Annotated in this window: 14 protein-coding genes; 5 read left to right on the top strand and 9 right to left on the bottom strand. The window is 56.7% G+C overall.

All coding sequences use genetic code 11. The features are described 5' to 3' along the window. Positions 1–14: 14 nt before the first annotated feature. The 6 genes from MLE19_RS01370 to MLE19_RS01395 all read right to left on the bottom strand — a co-directional run bounded on the left by MLE19_RS01370 (position 15) and on the right by MLE19_RS01395 (position 7290). Positions 15–1697 (bottom strand): benzoate-CoA ligase family protein, encoded by a 1683-nt coding sequence (locus MLE19_RS01370; protein WP_240716277.1) that lies wholly within the window; start codon positions 1695–1697, stop codon positions 15–17. Between the two features lie 133 nt (positions 1698–1830). Further along, positions 1831–2964 (bottom strand): acyl-CoA dehydrogenase family protein, encoded by a 1134-nt coding sequence (locus MLE19_RS01375; RefSeq protein WP_240716278.1) that lies wholly within the window; start codon positions 2962–2964, stop codon positions 1831–1833. Continuing rightward, the gene (locus tag MLE19_RS01380; protein WP_240716279.1) at positions 2964–3776 is read right to left on the bottom strand and encodes an enoyl-CoA hydratase family protein; all 813 of its coding nucleotides are present in this window, start codon (positions 3774–3776) and stop codon (positions 2964–2966) included. The genes MLE19_RS01375 and MLE19_RS01380 overlap by 1 nt, the downstream gene beginning before the upstream one ends. 24 nt (positions 3777–3800) lie before the next feature. After that, on the bottom strand, positions 3801–4268 hold the full coding sequence (locus MLE19_RS01385; RefSeq protein WP_240716280.1) for a MarR family winged helix-turn-helix transcriptional regulator: 468 nt from the start codon (positions 4266–4268) through the stop codon (positions 3801–3803). Beyond that, entirely contained in the window at positions 4265–5008 is a 744-nt protein-coding gene (locus MLE19_RS01390; RefSeq protein WP_240716281.1) for an SDR family NAD(P)-dependent oxidoreductase, read from the bottom strand. Before MLE19_RS01390 ends, MLE19_RS01385 begins: the two co-directional genes overlap by 4 nt. Beyond that, the gene (locus tag MLE19_RS01395; RefSeq protein ID WP_240716282.1) at positions 5005–7290 is read right to left on the bottom strand and encodes a bifunctional salicylyl-CoA 5-hydroxylase/oxidoreductase; all 2286 of its coding nucleotides are present in this window, start codon (positions 7288–7290) and stop codon (positions 5005–5007) included. Before MLE19_RS01395 ends, MLE19_RS01390 begins: the two co-directional genes overlap by 4 nt. 392 nt (positions 7291–7682) lie before the next feature. Here MLE19_RS01395 and rsd point away from each other — a divergent pair, with 392 nt between their 5' ends. Next, positions 7683–8171, top strand: coding sequence for a sigma D regulator (gene rsd, locus MLE19_RS01400; RefSeq protein ID WP_240716284.1), 489 nt, complete (start codon positions 7683–7685; stop codon positions 8169–8171). Positions 8172–8179: 8 nt separating this feature from the next. Here rsd and MLE19_RS01405 read toward each other — a convergent pair whose 3' ends face one another. The 3 genes from MLE19_RS01405 to MLE19_RS01415 are packed head-to-tail and all read right to left on the bottom strand — an operon-like array spanning position 8180 to position 12522. Beyond that, positions 8180–8335 (bottom strand): hypothetical protein, encoded by a 156-nt coding sequence (locus MLE19_RS01405; RefSeq protein ID WP_240716285.1) that lies wholly within the window; start codon positions 8333–8335, stop codon positions 8180–8182. 10 nt (positions 8336–8345) lie between these two features. Next, complete coding sequence (locus MLE19_RS01410) at positions 8346–11417, bottom strand: efflux RND transporter permease subunit (RefSeq protein WP_240716286.1); 3072 nt, start codon at positions 11415–11417, stop codon at positions 8346–8348. Further along, positions 11401–12522, bottom strand: a complete 1122-nt coding sequence (locus MLE19_RS01415; RefSeq protein WP_240716287.1) for an efflux RND transporter periplasmic adaptor subunit — start codon at positions 12520–12522, stop codon at positions 11401–11403. The genes MLE19_RS01410 and MLE19_RS01415 overlap by 17 nt, the downstream gene beginning before the upstream one ends. Positions 12523–12765: 243 nt before the next feature. Between MLE19_RS01415 and MLE19_RS01420 the strand changes: the two genes are divergently transcribed. From MLE19_RS01420 to MLE19_RS01435, 4 genes are all read left to right on the top strand, one after another. Further along, positions 12766–13740 carry a malate dehydrogenase gene (locus tag MLE19_RS01420; protein ID WP_240716288.1) on the top strand — a complete coding sequence of 325 codons (975 nt, stop codon included), beginning with the start codon at positions 12766–12768 and terminating at the stop codon, positions 13738–13740. A gap of 301 nt (positions 13741–14041) precedes the next feature. Then, positions 14042–14281: a hypothetical protein gene (locus tag MLE19_RS01425; protein WP_240716289.1), complete on the top strand. Its 240-nt coding sequence runs from the start codon at positions 14042–14044 to the stop codon at positions 14279–14281. 280 nt (positions 14282–14561) lie between these two features. Beyond that, the gene (locus MLE19_RS01430) at positions 14562–14795 is read left to right on the top strand and encodes a hypothetical protein (RefSeq protein WP_240716290.1); all 234 of its coding nucleotides are present in this window, start codon (positions 14562–14564) and stop codon (positions 14793–14795) included. Beyond that, positions 14785–15153 (top strand): type II toxin-antitoxin system VapC family toxin, encoded by a 369-nt coding sequence (locus MLE19_RS01435; RefSeq protein ID WP_240716292.1) that lies wholly within the window; start codon positions 14785–14787, stop codon positions 15151–15153. The genes MLE19_RS01430 and MLE19_RS01435 overlap by 11 nt, the downstream gene beginning before the upstream one ends. Positions 15154–15367: the final 214 nt, after the last annotated feature.

Consider the following 15367-nt stretch of genomic DNA (forward strand, 5'->3'; position numbering starts at 1 on the left):
ATTATTTAATCGTTTTATTGCTTAGAGGGACGTACGTCTTTTGATGTGGAGTCAGAGCAAGGTGAGCCCGCGCTAGGGTAATGTTCCTGGCTCAGCCGAAAGCGCTGAACCTTACCCGTGGTTGTTTTAGGTAGAGCCTCAATAAAACGTATGGAGCGAGGGTACTTATACGGCGCGATGGTCTGCTTCACGAAGTCTTGCAACATTTGCTGACAATCTTCATCTTGCTGAAAACCATCGTTTAGAACAACAAAAGCCTCGACAATTTGACCACGCTCTTCACTAGGTGCGCCGATCACGGCGCACTCTTTAACAGCGGGGTGGGCCAGTAACGCGGCCTCCACTTCAGGGCCAGCAATGTTATAGCCTGCTGAAACAATCATATCGTCGTTGCGGGCAGCGAAATGGAAGTAGCCCTCTTCGTCTTGGTAAAACGCATCGCCGGTGATATTCCAGCCATCAACCACATATTTCTGCTGGCGCTTATCGGCTAAGTAGCGACAGCCGGTAGGACCCCGCACCGCAAGCTTACCCACCGTGCCGCAGGGCACTTCCTGCATATCATTATCAACAACCCGTGCCTTGTAGCCTGCCACTGGTTTGCCGGTGCAGTTGGGGCGATGGTCATCCAACCGATTGGAGATAAAGATGTGCAGCATTTCCGTCGCGCCAATGCCGTCGATAATGGGGGTGCCGGTTTGCTTGATCCAATCGTGATAAATCGGCGCGGGTAGAGTCTCTCCAGCGGAAACTGCGACCCGTAGGCTGCTTAGGTCCGCGTGGCTTGTGGGTGCTGAGAGCATCGCCCGGTACGCCGTGGGGGCGGTAAACACAACAGTGGCCTGATACTCGCGGATAATATCCATCATGTTGGGCGGGGAGGCGTGTTCGAGCAGCACGGCGGTCGCCCCAAAGCGCAGGGGAAAGATCGCCAATCCACCCAGGCCGAAAGTGAAGGCCAATGGTGGTGAACCAACAAATACGTCCTCTGGCGTCACCTGTAGCACTTCCTTAGCGTAGCCATCGGCAATTACTAGCAGGTCGCGGTGAAAATGCATGGTGGCTTTGGGTGAACCAGTAGTGCCCGAAGTAAAGCCCAGCAGCGCCACATCGTCGGCGGCGGTATCCACGGCATCAAAGGTGGCGGGTTTACTGAGTGCCAAACGGTCAAGTTCTGCATCATGATTGGCGGTGCCATCAAAGCCGACAATACGTTTGAGGGCGGGACTAAGCTCCTGGCAGGCGATGAGTTCATCCAGCAGTCGGGTATCACATAGGGCGAGGCTGATCTCCGCCTTCTCGATTACCTGACACAGCTCTTTGGTGCGCAGCATGGGCATGGTGTTGACCACCACGGCGCCCGCCTTGGTAGCGGCCAGCCAGCAGGCCACCATGGCCGGGTTGTTGGCCGAACGAATCAGCACACGCTGACCGGGAATCACGCCCAGGTCTTCCACCAGCACATGGGCAAGGCGGTTGGTCCACTCGGTGAGTTCTTGATAAGTACGCCGTCGGCCATTACCCGCTAAGGCAATGCGTTCGCCGTGGCCTTGGTCAAGCAACCGGTCGCAAAGCTCAACGCCGGCGTTAATTCGCTCAGGGTAATCGGAGCCCGCGAGCAGAAACTCTGGCTGACGATCGATGGGTGGCAGGTTATCCCGCGCAAAAGTATCAGCATGGGCCGACTGGTTATACATGACCAACCTCCGTATTTGGTGTCGTTGTTTATTCCTGCCCACGGCTTTAATAAAGCGCGGGCAGGGATACGGTGTCTGGCGTTGTGTTTTATTGTTTTTAGTTACTGCTGTTGGTATTCGGCTTCTTTGCTGATTACTCCTCTGCGAGCATGCTGCGGGCGATAACGACTTTCTGAACGTCGGATGCGCCTTCATAAATACGCAGCGCGCGGATTTCCCGGTAGAGGCTTTCGATAATATGCCCTTTGCGAACGCCATCACCGCCGTGTAGCTGTACCGCTTGGTCAATCACCTTCTGGGCTTGATCGGTGGCAAACAGCTTTGCCATGGCCGCTTCGCGGGTTACCCGTTCAGCACCCTGATCTTTTGTCCAGGCGGCGCGATACACCAGCAGGGCGGCGGCATCCACATTGAGTGCCATATCGGCTAAGTGGCCCTGTACCATTTGCAGATCGGAAAGGGTGGCACCAAACAGTTCGCGAGAGCGACTACGAGAGAGCGACTCCTCCAGCGCACGGCGGGCGAAGCCTAGCGCGGCGGCGCCTACCGTGGAGCGAAAAACATCCAGCACCGACATGGCAATCCGAAACCCCTGGCCCGGCTGGCCTATCAAGGCGCTGGCGGGTAGCACCATATCGTTAAAACCAAGTTGCGCCAGCGGGTGAGGTGCCACCGACTCTAAGCGTTCGCGAATTTCCAATCCTGGCGTGTCGGCAGGCACTAAAAAGGCCGAAAGCCCTTTTGCGCCGGGGCCTTCGCCGGTGCGGGCGAACACCGTATAGATATCAGCAATGCTGCCGTTAGAGATCCAGGTTTTTTCGCCATTCAACCGGTAGCTATCGCCGTCACGCTCGGCGGTGGTATCCAGTTGGGCCACATCGGAACCAGAGCGGGGCTCGCTAAGGGCAAAGGCGGAAAGGGCTTCACCGCTGCGGGTTCTGTCCAGCCACTGCTTCTGCTCATCGCTGCCATATAGGCTAATCGCACCTGTTCCCAGCCCCTGCATGGCAAAGGCGAAATCGGCCAGGCCGTCGTGGCGTGCCAGGGTTTCACGGATCAGGCACAGGCTGCGCACATCGATATGCTCACCCGCGGTGCCTTTTAAGAAACCCGCTTTGCCCAGGTCGCGCACTAACTGAATACAGGTAGCATCCACATCGCTGTGGTCGCGGGGTAGTTCAGCATGGCACCACGCCTCAAGCTGCTCGGAAAGCTCGCGATGTTTAGCCTCAAAGAAGGGCCACGCTAGAAAGCTTTTGTCGCTCATCAGTCCCCCTTAAACTCAGGTTTTTGTTTGGCTACAAAGGCGTGGTAGGCGCGCTCGAAATCGTTGGTCTGCATGCAGATTGCCTGGGCCTGGGCTTCCGATTCGATAGCCTGCTCCAGGCTCATCGACCACTCCTGGTTTAACTGGGTTTTGGTAACGCTGTGAGCAAAGGTGGGGCCGTTTGCTAGCCGGGTGGCGTAGGCGATGGCGTCCTCTTCAAGGGCGTCTGGTTCGACCACCCGGTTGTAGAATCCCCACTGCAGGCCCTCTTCAGCGCTCATGCTGCGACCGCTGTAGAGCAGGTCAGCCGCACGGCCTTGGCCGATAATGCGCGGCAGCATGGCGCAGGCGCCCATATCGCAGCCTGCCAGGCCCACCCGGGTAAACAGAAACGCCGTGCTGGCACGGGGAGTTGCGAAGCGGATATCTGAAGACATGGCAATAATCGCCCCCGCGCCCACGCAGATGCCGTCAACAGCAGCAATAATCGGCTTGCCGCAGTTGAGCATGGCTTTGACCAAATCCCCCGTCATACGGGTAAATTCGAGCAGGCCTTTCATATCCTTACCCACCAAGGGGCCAATAATTTCATGCACATCGCCACCGGAGCAGAAGTTCTCGCCGTTGGCGGTAAACACCACGGCGTGTATATCATCGGCGTAGACTAGATCACGAAAGGTATCGCGCAACTCGGCGTAGCTCTCAAAGGTCAGCGGGTTTTTACGCTCCGGGCGATTGAGACGAATAACGGCGACGCCGCCTCTCATTTCCCAGATAAAGTGCTCGGGGGTTAAGCCAGCCATACTCTTCATATTGTTGTTCTCGCCTGTCGGTGATTAATGGGCATCGTTAGGAGAAGCCGGTAAACGGTGGAGCAACTCGCCGATATGGTGGGCATCCTCTTCGCTCACCCCCTCAAATAGCGCATTGATCCAGCGCTCATGCTCAACGGCCATGCCTCTAAAGGTGTCTCTGCCAGCCACGGTCAGACAGACTCGCGTAGCGCGACGGTCACCCTCAATGGCAATACGCTCCACGGCACCATCCTCCACCAGGCGATCAATAATCCCGGTAACGTTGCCGTTGGAAACACGCAGCCGCTTAGAGAGCTCGTTCATTTTCAGGCCCTCCTCAGCGGCATAGAGGGCGGCCATCACATCAAAGCGCGGCAAGGTAGAGTCGTGCTCGGTGCGCAGCCGTTCGCGCAGTTCGGACTCCACTTGGCGGGTAACCCGCAGCATGCGCAGCCATAAACGCAGGCGCTCCTTGCTTAAGCTGTTACCAGCTACATCCCCAGCCGTCATACTTCACCCCCTGAGATAGAGATCGCTTGGCCATTAATCGCGCCGCTGTTAGGGCCGCATAGCCATAGGGCCGTGGCGGTCACCTCGGCGGGGGTGACTAAGCGCCCGGTGGGGTTGGTGGACTCAAAGTGGGAAGCGGCCTGTTCGGCGGATTGGCCGGTTTTGGCCACAATATTATCGACGCTGGCAGCCAATAGAGGTGTGTCGGTGAATCCAGGGCAGAGCGCATTGACGGTAATATTGCGTGTGGCTGTTTCAGCAGCCAGTGAACGAACCAGGCCTACCACGCCATGCTTTGCCGCGCAGTAAGCGCCCACATAAGCGTAGCCTTTCAGGCCCGCAGTGGAGGCCACGGCGATCAGTCGCCCGCCGTCGTTCAACTGCTTTAAGCCTTCGCGCAGGGTTAGAAATACGCCGCTCAGATTAACGTTGAGCATCCGCTGCCACTGCTCGAAAGAGGTCTTGGCGAACGGCGCGCTCTCTGCCGCCCCGGCGTTAGCGATAACGATATCCACACGGCCGATCTTTTCGAACAGTGCCACCATGGCCGCTTCATCGGTGACATCGACCATCGCAAAGTGGATAGCGTTATGCTGCTCGGCGACGGCTTGAAGAGCAGCCTCCCGGCGGCCGGTAATGGTGACTTCAGCGCCTGCTTCGGCAAAGGCCAAGGCCATATCGGCACCAATGCCGCTGCCACCGCCGGTTATCACCACGCGCTTATCGGTCAACCGTGTCATATCCAACCCTCGCCACGTTCGGCCAAGCGCTGCAACTGTTCAGCGCCTGCTCGGTAGGGGGCAGGCCACTCCACTTCGCTGTCACCTAAGCCTGCGGCAACGTGGAGCAGCCAATAAGGGTCAGCCAGATGAGGGCGGGCGATACACACTAAGTCCGCACGCCCAGCTATCAGAATCGAGTTCACGTGGTCGGCCTGATAAATATTGCCCACCGCCATGGTGGCAATCGATGCCTCGTTACGGATCCGATCAGAGAAGGGTGTCTGGAACATGCGGCCATACACCGGTTTGGCCTGGGTGGAGGTTTGCCCGGCAGAGACATCAATAATATCCACCTCCGCATCGCGCAGCCGCTTGGCGATCTCCACCGCATCGTCGGGAGTGATGCCTTCATCGCCGCACCAGTCGTTGGCAGAAATGCGTACCGAAAGCGGTTTATGAGCGGGCCAAACGCTGCGCACGGCGTTGATGACCTCAAGCGGATAGCGCAGGCGGTTGTCCAGCGAACCGCCATACTCGTCGTCACGGTGATTGGTTAAAGGAGTGATAAACGAAGAGAGCAGGTAGCCGTGGGCGGCGTGAATCTCGATCATATCGAAGCCTGCGCGGTCGGCCATCATCGCAGCGCTAACGAACTCATCGCGTACCCGCTCCATATCTTGCCGATCCATGGCCTTCGGCACTTGATTGCGCGCTGACCAAGCCATATCAGAGGCTGCCATTATCGGCCAGTTGCCCTCGGCAAGCGGGGCGTCCATCTCCTGCCAGCCCAATTGAGTAGAGCCCTTCGCGCCAGAGTGACCGATTTGGGCACACAGCTTGGTGTTGGTTTCTGTATGCACAAAATCGCATAGCCGTTTCCACGCAGCTTCATGCTCCGGGGCGTACAGCCCTGGGCAGCCGGGGGTGATCCGCCCGGTGGGGCTAACGCAAGTCATCTCGGTATACACCAGGCCTGCACCGCCTTTGGCGCGCTCGGCGTAGTGGCTAAAGTGCCAATCGGTAGGGCTGCCATTGATGGCTTTGTACTGCGCCATGGGGGAGACCACCACGCGGTTAGCCAGCTTCATCTCGCGCAATTGGTAGGGCGCAAACATCGGTGCCCGGGCGCTGTCAGGGTTGCCCGCCTGGGTTTGAAACCAGCGCTCGGCGCTCTCCAACCACTGTGGATCCCGCACCCGCAGGTTCTCGTGACTGATGCGCTGTGAACGTGTCAGTAACGAGTAGTTAAACTGCACCGGGTCGAGATCCAGGTAGCGCTCTATCTGCTCAAACCACTCGGTGGAATTACGCGCCGCCGACTGCAAGCGCAGCACTTCGAAGCGGCGCTCCTCTTCGTAGCGGGTGACGGCAGCCTGCATACTGCTTTCACTATGTAAGCAGTTAGCCAGCGAGATAGCGCTTTCCAGGGCGAGCTTGGAGCCCGAACCAATCGAGAAGTGGGCAGTCGCCGCGGCATCGCCCATCAGCACCACGTTTTCATAGCTCCAGCGTTCGCAAAGCACCCGGGGAAAGTTGATCCACGCCGAGCCGCGAATATGGTTGGCATTGGTCATCAAAGCATGATCATCGAGATGCTTGGCAAAAATTTGCTCGCAAACCGTGATTGATTCCTGCTGGTTCATCTCGCCAAAGCCAAACGCCTGCCAGGTGGCTTCGCTGCACTCAACGATAAAGGTCGCTGTATCCTTATCAAATTGATACGCGTGAGCCCAGACCCAGCCATGTTCGGTCTTCTCGAAGATAAACGTAAAGGCGTCGTTGAAAGTCTGGTGCGTACCTAGCCAAACAAATTTACACGCCCGCACATCAATATCGGGTTTGAAATGTTCGGCATAGGTTTGGCGGGTGCGGGAGTTGAGGCCATCGGCGGCGAGTACTAGGTCGTACTCTTTTCGGTACTGCTCAATTGTGTCTTCCGTTGCATCGGTTTCAAAGCGCATCTCGACGCTCAGCTCGCGAGCGCGCTCTTGGAGCAGAATTAACAGCTGGCGGCGGCCAATGCCGCAAAAGCCGTGGCCGGTGGAGACCGTTTTTACGCCTTTATGCACAACCGCAATATCATCCCAGTAGGCGAAATGCTCACGAATGCGCTCTGCACTCACCGGGTCGTTCGCCGCTAAGTTGTCGAGGGTTTCGTCTGACAGCACCACGCCCCAGCCAAAGGTATCGTCTGCCCGGTTGCGCTCAATGATGACCATCTCGTGAGAGGGGTCCTGCAGCTTCATGCTAATAGCAAAATAGAGGCCGGCAGGCCCTCCACCCAGGCAGGCGATTCTCATTATTCTTCTCCACGGGAAAATACACTCTGTTTTGAAGATAGGAGAGGTATGTGTAAAATTCAAGCTTAAAATGTTTAGGTTTAAAATATATTTTGACGAATATTTGACACTCTAAAGTCGCCTCTACTCGCAATGGCGACCGGAAGGTGAGAGCATAAATATAATTAATGTAATGCTGGTGTTAGCCGCTTGAGAGCAGTGTTTATGCGGCGTATTCGAAAGCGTTATTAGCAGTAAACGTTAAGTACCAAAGAAACCGTACCCGCTGGGATTGACAGCGGTAGGAGGAGGCGCGAACCTAGGCCTACCGTTGTTCTGAACGGCTAAGCACAGTCCAAATTAGTGTTATTAAAAGGTGCTTAGTCAAAAGGTGAGTTTAAGGAGAAAGCCCCATGCTCGAAGATTGCAAAAATGCCCTGGAGCGCTGGGGAGGCGTGCATGTTTTGATCGACCGCTGGCTGGATCAACGTCGGCAGTTATTGATCAGCTTCATAGAGTTGAAGGAAGCGTGTGACGCTGAACTGGAAGCCGTTAGCAAAGCGCCTATTGATACCTTCAGTGAGCAGTTGATGGACTACATCAGCGCCGGCCATTTTGAAATTTATCCTCAGCTGTCGGAAGAGGCGCAGGCCTTTGGCGATGAGGGTGCACTGCTTATCGCTGAGAAGTTGCTAGAGCGTTTAGAGATGTCGACCGAGATGGTCTTGGAGTTTGATACCGACTTTGGCTCCACGCTCAGCTGCGAGCAAAATATTGCCCGGTTACCAGCCTGGATCGATCGCCTAGCCCGCGGCCTCACCGAACGCTTCGCCCTGGAAGACCAGTTAATCGCACGTTTACACGCCGCTCACAGCCCACAGCACACCAAAACCCCCGCTTAAGCCCTCTATTATACAGGCGCCGCCATGCGGCGCTTTAGCTCCTGCATAATTACCCCAAACCCCGGCACCGCTACGCGCTGCTCCCGCGGGTGCGCCTTCGGCTTACCACGCGCTACTAAATCACGCGTGCACATAAAACGGTGGGTGCCCAATAATGGATTCACACCTCACCATTTACCTATCACGCCGCAACTTACCCCCAATCACTAACATACAAGGGGTGAGCAGCAGGGTAAGCGCGGTGCCGAAGGTGAGGCCGCCGGCGATGGCGCTCGACATCTGTGTCCACCACTGGGCGGAGGGGGCGTTAAAGCCCAGGGCAGGGGTAAACAGATCGACATTGATCCCCAACACCATCGGCATCAATCCGAGCACCGTGGTAATGGCCGTTAACAGCACTGGGCGCAGGCGCAAACAGCCCGCTTCTAGCGCGGCTTCTCCAGGTGACATACCCTGGCCGCGCAGCTCGTTGTAGGTATCGATCAATACGATATTGTTATTGACCACGATGCCCGCCAGGGCAATCACGCCCATGCCCACCATCACGATCCCGAAAGCCTGACCGGTAATCAGCAGCCCCATCAACACCCCGGCGGTGGAGAACACGATCGCCGAAAGCACTAATCCCGCCTGATAGAAACTGTTGAACTGGGTTACCAGAATCAGCGCCATCAAACCAATAGCAATCATGAACGCGCTGGCCAGGAACTGCATCGACTCCTGCTGATCCTCCTGCTCACCCGCCACATTGACCATTAAGCCATCAGGCAGGCTGTCGCTGCCCGCATCGAGCAACGCCCGCAGGCGCTCATCGGCGAGGTAACCCGGGGCAAGGTCTGCATCAATAGTAATCGCCCGGCGGCCATCGATACGGTTAAGAGTGCCGACTTTGGGCGCCGGTTCAAGGGTCACAAAATGGGAAATCGGCACCTGGCCGCGCTGGGTATTGATGGTCAAGCGCTCCAATTGATCCAGCGAGCGCCAGTTTTGCGGCAGGCGCACGCGGATATCCACTTCATCACTAACTTCGGGCGGACGATAGCTTGCCACCTGCAGTCCCGTTGTCAGCAGTTGCACCGCGCTACCAATGGTCGTGACATCGGTGCCCATGCGCGCCGCGGCTTCGCGATCTACATTCACCTGCCACTCCACGCCGGGTAGGCTGCGGTTATCCTGAATGTCGGTAAAGCCACCCAGCTCACGCATTAGCTGGGTTAGCTGATTAACCCCTGCGTCAGCAACATCAGGGCTCGTGGCGCTCACCTCAAGCACGATGGGCTTGCCACCGCCGGGGCCCATCTCCTGCTCCTGAAACTCTAATGTAATACCGGGAATATCCCCTGCGCGCTCGGCCATATCATCCAGAATGGCCTGGGCAGGGCGTCGCTCATGCCAGTCGACAAACTGGAACTGCAGCATACCAACTACATCGTTGCCCATCTGCTCGTTAGGCACTGCAAACGAGCGCGCATAGAGCGCTCGCACTTCGCTCATGCCGGACAGTTTGGCTTCTATCCGCTGCACAATGGCATCAGTTTCCACAGCGGAGAAGTCGCCCCGGGCGCGCACCAATACTTGAGCGCTATCGGGCTCTACGCTGGGGAAAAAATCGACGCCGTGATTGAAGCGCGCATAGCCGGTATACAGCAGCGCCATTAACAGCACCGTCACCAGCAGCACCCAGGCAGGGTGCATCAGCAGCCTGGACAGCAGATGGCGATAGCCGCGCCCGAATGACGTTGTGGATTCTTCATGATGAGTCGTTGATTGCTTGGCATCACTACGAGTAAACAGGCGCCCAAGTGCGGGCAAAAATATCAGCGCCATGGCAAGCGACGCCAGCAGGCATAAAATTACCGTAGCGGGCAGGTACTTCATAAACTGGCCGACCACGCCGGGCCAGAACAGTAAGGGAATAAACACCGCCAGCGTCGTGGCCGTTGAGGCAATCACAGGCCAGCTCATACGTGAAGCGGCGTTTAGCCACGCTTCATGAGGCGTTTGCCCATCCCGTAAATGACGATCGGCAAGTTCACTGACCACGATGGCACCGTCAACCAGCATGCCCGCCACCAAAATCAGCGCAAACAGCACCACGATATTGAGCGTAAAACCAAATGCCCACACCAGCAGAATGCCGGTTAAAAAGGCGCCGGGAATAGTCAGGCCGACCAGCAATGCCATGCGCCAACCCATCACCGCCACCACCACAATCAGCACCAGCACCACGGCGGTCAGTACGTTGTTGAGTAGCTCAGAGAGCATGTTCTCAACGGTGGTCGACTCATCCAAAATGGTAGTGAAGTGGAGCTGCTCCGGGAGTAAATCATCGGCTTCCGCCAGGCGCTCCCGAACCGCGCCAATAGTGGCGATGATATTGGCACCGGCGCGTTTGGAAACCTCCAGCACGACCGCAGGCTGATCATCAATACGGGCAAAGCCTTCCGGCTCTTTATAGGTAGGATTGATCCACGCCACATCGCCAAAGGTAACGACACGATCCTCATCGACCTTGACCGGCATATTCATGACGTCCTCAAGGGACTCAATAATGCCGGGGACTTTTAGGGCCAGCCGCCCCGCGCCGGTATCCAAACTGCCTGCGGCTACCAATCGATTATTGCGCGATACCTGATTAAACAGCGCGTCAAAATCGACCCCGTAGCTCTCCAGTACCAGCGGATCAACGACGATCTCTAGCAGGTCTTCACGATCCCCGGCAATATCGACTTCCAGCACATCGGCGATGCCTTCGATCTCTTCTTGCAGGCGCCGAGCAATGGTAATGCGCTCCCGAGTATCCAGTTGCCCTGATAGGCCAATGGTCAACACCGGAAACTCTGAAACGTTAACCTCCATCACCCGCGGCTCATCGGCCTCTGAAGGAAGCTCGCTGCGGGCAATGTCCACTCGGTCACGCACATCGGTTAGCGCGGTGTCGGGGTCAAAGCCAGGGTCGAACTCCAGCGTGATCGAGCCATGGCCTTCGCTGGACTGGGCGGTGAATTGGCGCAACCCCTCAATGCCACGCAGCTCCTGCTCCATGGGGCGAATCAGCAGCCGCTCGCCATCTTCGGGGCTTACGCCCTCCAGCGACAGCGAGACGTAAATCATCGGGATGGTGACGTCGGGGTTGGCTTCTTTAGGAATCATCTGCCAAGCAGTGATGCCCGCCAGCAGCAGGCTCACCAACAGCAGTAACGTCGTGCGGGTGTGGGCTAGCGCCGCATTAATCAACTGGCGCATGAACGCTATCCTGCCCGGCTTGCGGTTGCGAAATAGTGGCGTCTTCAACTGGCACTGGTGTCACCGTGTCGCCGGTTTCTACCATGCCTGCGCCAAGCGTAATCAGGCGCAGCGGGTCGGGTAGGCCGGTGACATAGGCGCGTTGAATATCAGCACTCACCAGCTCCACGGCGGTCTGCTGCACCTGATCGTTCTCATCCAGATGCTTGACCGCCAGTTGGCCTTCGCTGTTCAAGCTGAGCAGCGCAGGCGACAGGGTGTGCACCTGGCGGGGTGGCAGCGTAATCGTCAGTTCCGCGCTACCGCCGGCTAGACGTTTATCCGCCGGGTTATCCAGCGTGGCTTCGATGTAAAAAGTGCGCGTGGCCTCTTCGGCACGGTGGCTAATAAAGGTCAGCTCGCCTTCAAGGTGGTCGCCATTGAGTAATCGTGCGGTGACTGGCAATCCCTCGCTCAAATCGCCTACTTGCTGCTGGGACACCCAGGCGGCACCCTTCAAGCGTCGGTCGTCGACCAACTGGCCCCACTCTTCACCGGGCTGCAGCAAATCGCCTAGCTCGACCTGTACGCGACCGAGCACACCATCAAAAGGTGCGGTGGGGCGGCTATCATCCAGCTGGTTTTGCAACTGCGCCACCGAGGCGGCGCTGGCGCTCAAGGCGCTCTGCAGGCGCAGTAGCTCTGGCTGAGAGATCAGCTCCCGCTGGCGTAGGTTGCGCGCGCCGGCATACTCCGCTTCGGCGACCGCTAGCTCATCGCGGGCCTGCTGCAGTTGCTCGGGCAGAGCGTCGTTATCCAATACCAGCAAAGTGTCGCCTTCTTCAACGCGGCTACCCTGAGCCACTGGCTTTTCAGCCACAAAGCCCGCGATGTTGGCGCGCAGTGTGGTTTCGCGTTCAGCGGTCAACTGGCCTTGAACAATCTGCTGGGGAATAAAGGGCGTGCTCTGCTGCTCCGCAATTTCAACCCGAGGCCCCGAATCGCTACGGGGAGAGGTTTCCGGCGCACTGGTTTGAAAACGCTGAAAATTACCAAAGGCAAGCCATATCACCAGCGCCAGCACCAGTAGGCTAGCCAAGGCATAAGAGAAGGGTATTCTTCGCATGGGGGCGTCCATGTCCTTAGCATTACAAGAAAGGAGGGCAAAAAGCCGAAGACACCATAGCGCAACTCAACCTTTTCAGCGAGTGGCACGCCATTGGATGGAAAGCATGTGTGTCAAATGGCAAGTAGTCTCATGTCTGATTGAGTTTTTGTCCGGCTGGGCATACCATCTTTGCGTCTTGAGTTCTGTTAAGCCACTCCTCAGGCGAGAACCATCCCTAGGCGAACCAATCAAGGAGCAATGATGAAAGATCCAGTACGTATTGCGATTACCGGCGGCGCCGGTCAGATCAGCTACTCACTCATTTTCCGCATCGCCGCTGGCGACATGCTGGGGCCGGATCAACCCGTCATTCTCCAGCTGCTGGAAATTCCCCAGGCAATGGACGCCCTGAACGGCGTGGTGATGGAGGTTAACGACTGTGCCTTCCCGCTGGTACAAGACATCGTTGCCACCGATGATCCGAACGTTGCCTTTAAAGACGCTGACTTCGCTCTGCTGGTAGGCGCACGTCCGCGTGGTCCGGGTATGGAGCGTAAAGACCTGCTGGAAGCCAACGCAGCGATCTTCTCCGTACAAGGTAAAGCACTGAACGACCACGCTAGCCGTGACGTGAAAGTGCTGGTCGTGGGTAACCCGGCCAACACCAACGCGCTGATTGCTTCTTGCAACGCGCCGAACCTGGATGCGGGTCAGTTCACTGCCATGACGCGTCTGGATCATAACCGCGCCCTGACGCAGCTGGCACAGAAAACCGGCAAGCACGTCACTGACGTTGAAAACATGATCATCTGGGGCAACCACAGTGCCACCCAGTACCCTGATCTTGCCCAGTGCAAAGTCGACGGCAAAGCAGCGTTCGATCTGGTCGAGCGCGACTGGTACGAAAACGACTTCATCCCCACCGTGCAGCAGCGCGGCGCGGCAATCATCAAAGCACGTGGCGCCTCTTCTGCCGCCTCTGCTGCTTCTTCAGCCATCGACCACATGCACGACTGGGCGCTGGGTTCCAAAGGCATCGTCAGCATGGCGATTCCATCTGACGGCAGCTACGGCATTGAAGAAGGTATCATCTACTCCTACCCAGTGCGTTGCCAGGGTGGCAAGTATGAAATCGTTCAAGGTTTTGAGCTTGACGAATTCAGCCAAGAGAAGATGAAAGCGACTGAGAAAGAGTTGCGTGAAGAGCGTGCCGCGGTCGAGCACCTACTCGGCTAAACGCGCCCGCTGACGCTTTTAAATAAGTGCTAGTAAACGCCAACCCCGCAAGCCACGCTTGCGGGGTTTTTAGTTATGGGTAATTGCAATCACCTGATTTTGCAGATTTTCGTAGCGCGTGGTAAGCCTTCGGCGCACCCGCGGGAGCAGCGCGCAGCGGTGCCGGGGTTTGGCTGAGGTGCCACTGGGCGTCGTTCCGCCGCCATCCGCGGGTGCCTACGAGCGCTCGCTGAACTCGCGTTCTCCGTTACCACGCGCTACGGCATGTGCAATTACCTGATTTTGAACGTTTTCGTAGCGCGTGGTAAGCGAAGCGCACCCGCGGAAGCAGCGCGTAGCGGTGCCGGGGTTTGGCTGCGGTGCCACTGGGCGTCGTAACGCCGCCACTCGCGGGTGCCTACGAACGCTCGTTGAACTCGCGTTCTTCGTTACCACGCGCTACAGCATGTGCAATTACCTGATTTTGCAGGTTTTCGTAGCGCGTGGTAAGCCTACGGCGCACCCGCGGGAGCAGCGCGAAGCGGTGCCGGGGTTTGGCTGAGGTGCCATTAGGCGTCGTTCCGCCGCCATTCGCGGGTGCCTACGAGCGCTCGTTGAACTCGCGTTCTTCGTTACCACGCGCTACGGTACGTGCAATTACCTGATTTTGCAGGTTTTCGTAGCGCGTGGTAAGCCTCCGGCGCACCCGCGGAAGCAGCGCGAAGCGGTGCCGGGGTTTTTCTTAGGGAGCTTTATAAAGCTTTCCCATTTTAGCTACTCGAATTTTCCACAGAAAGCGTGTCAAATGAGTATTCCAGCTATTCGTTATAGGGGAGGACATTATGCATGCAATTGAATTTGAGACAGATATTCAAAACGGGGTAGTTAAAATTCCTGAAAAATACGGACATTTAAAGAACCGTCACGCCAGAATTGTTGTGTTGTATGAAAATACACCAGAGGAATTGAACATCTCCGCTAGTCAAGCTGGAATAGATTTCTCATCTGTCAAAGCGCCATCTCTGGCCGCTCATGATGGCGTCGAATACCAAAGGAAGCAGCGGGATGAGTGGTAGTTACCTGCTTGATACCAATGTCTTCATTAATGCCATTGAGCGTCAATTGCGTCTACCTTCTGCTCATTACGCATATTCAGTCATCACCGAGTTAGAGCTTTTGGCTTTTCCCGGTTTACCCCCGGAGGAAGAGCAGGCTATTAAAGTGATATTGAGCCAGTTAACTCGCGTAGAGCTCAACCATCAGGTTCAAGCCGAGACCATCAAAATACGTCGCAGCACGCAGATGAAGCTTCCGGATAGTATTATCTCTGCCTCCGCATTCGTGGTAGCCGCTACGCTGGTTACTGATGACGTCAAGCTAGCAGCAAAACATGCTGGTAATGTAATCTCGCTCGATGCTCTTCTAAGCCGTTAAGCATTTTTTGCTTATATTCGTGCGTACGTCCAACTGTTTAAAAGCCTCAATTTCGAAGCGATGCCGGGGTTGGAGCAGTGCCACTTGGCGTCGTAACGCCGCCACTCGCGGGTGCCTACGAGCGCTCGTTGAACTCGCGTTCTCCGTTACCACGCGCTACGGCATGTGCAATTACCTGATTTTGAACGTTTTCGTAGCGCGTGGTAAGCGAAGC

The organism is Vreelandella neptunia (assembly GCF_022489065.1).
In the GTDB taxonomy this organism is placed as follows: domain Bacteria; phylum Pseudomonadota; class Gammaproteobacteria; order Pseudomonadales; family Halomonadaceae; genus Vreelandella; species Vreelandella neptunia_A.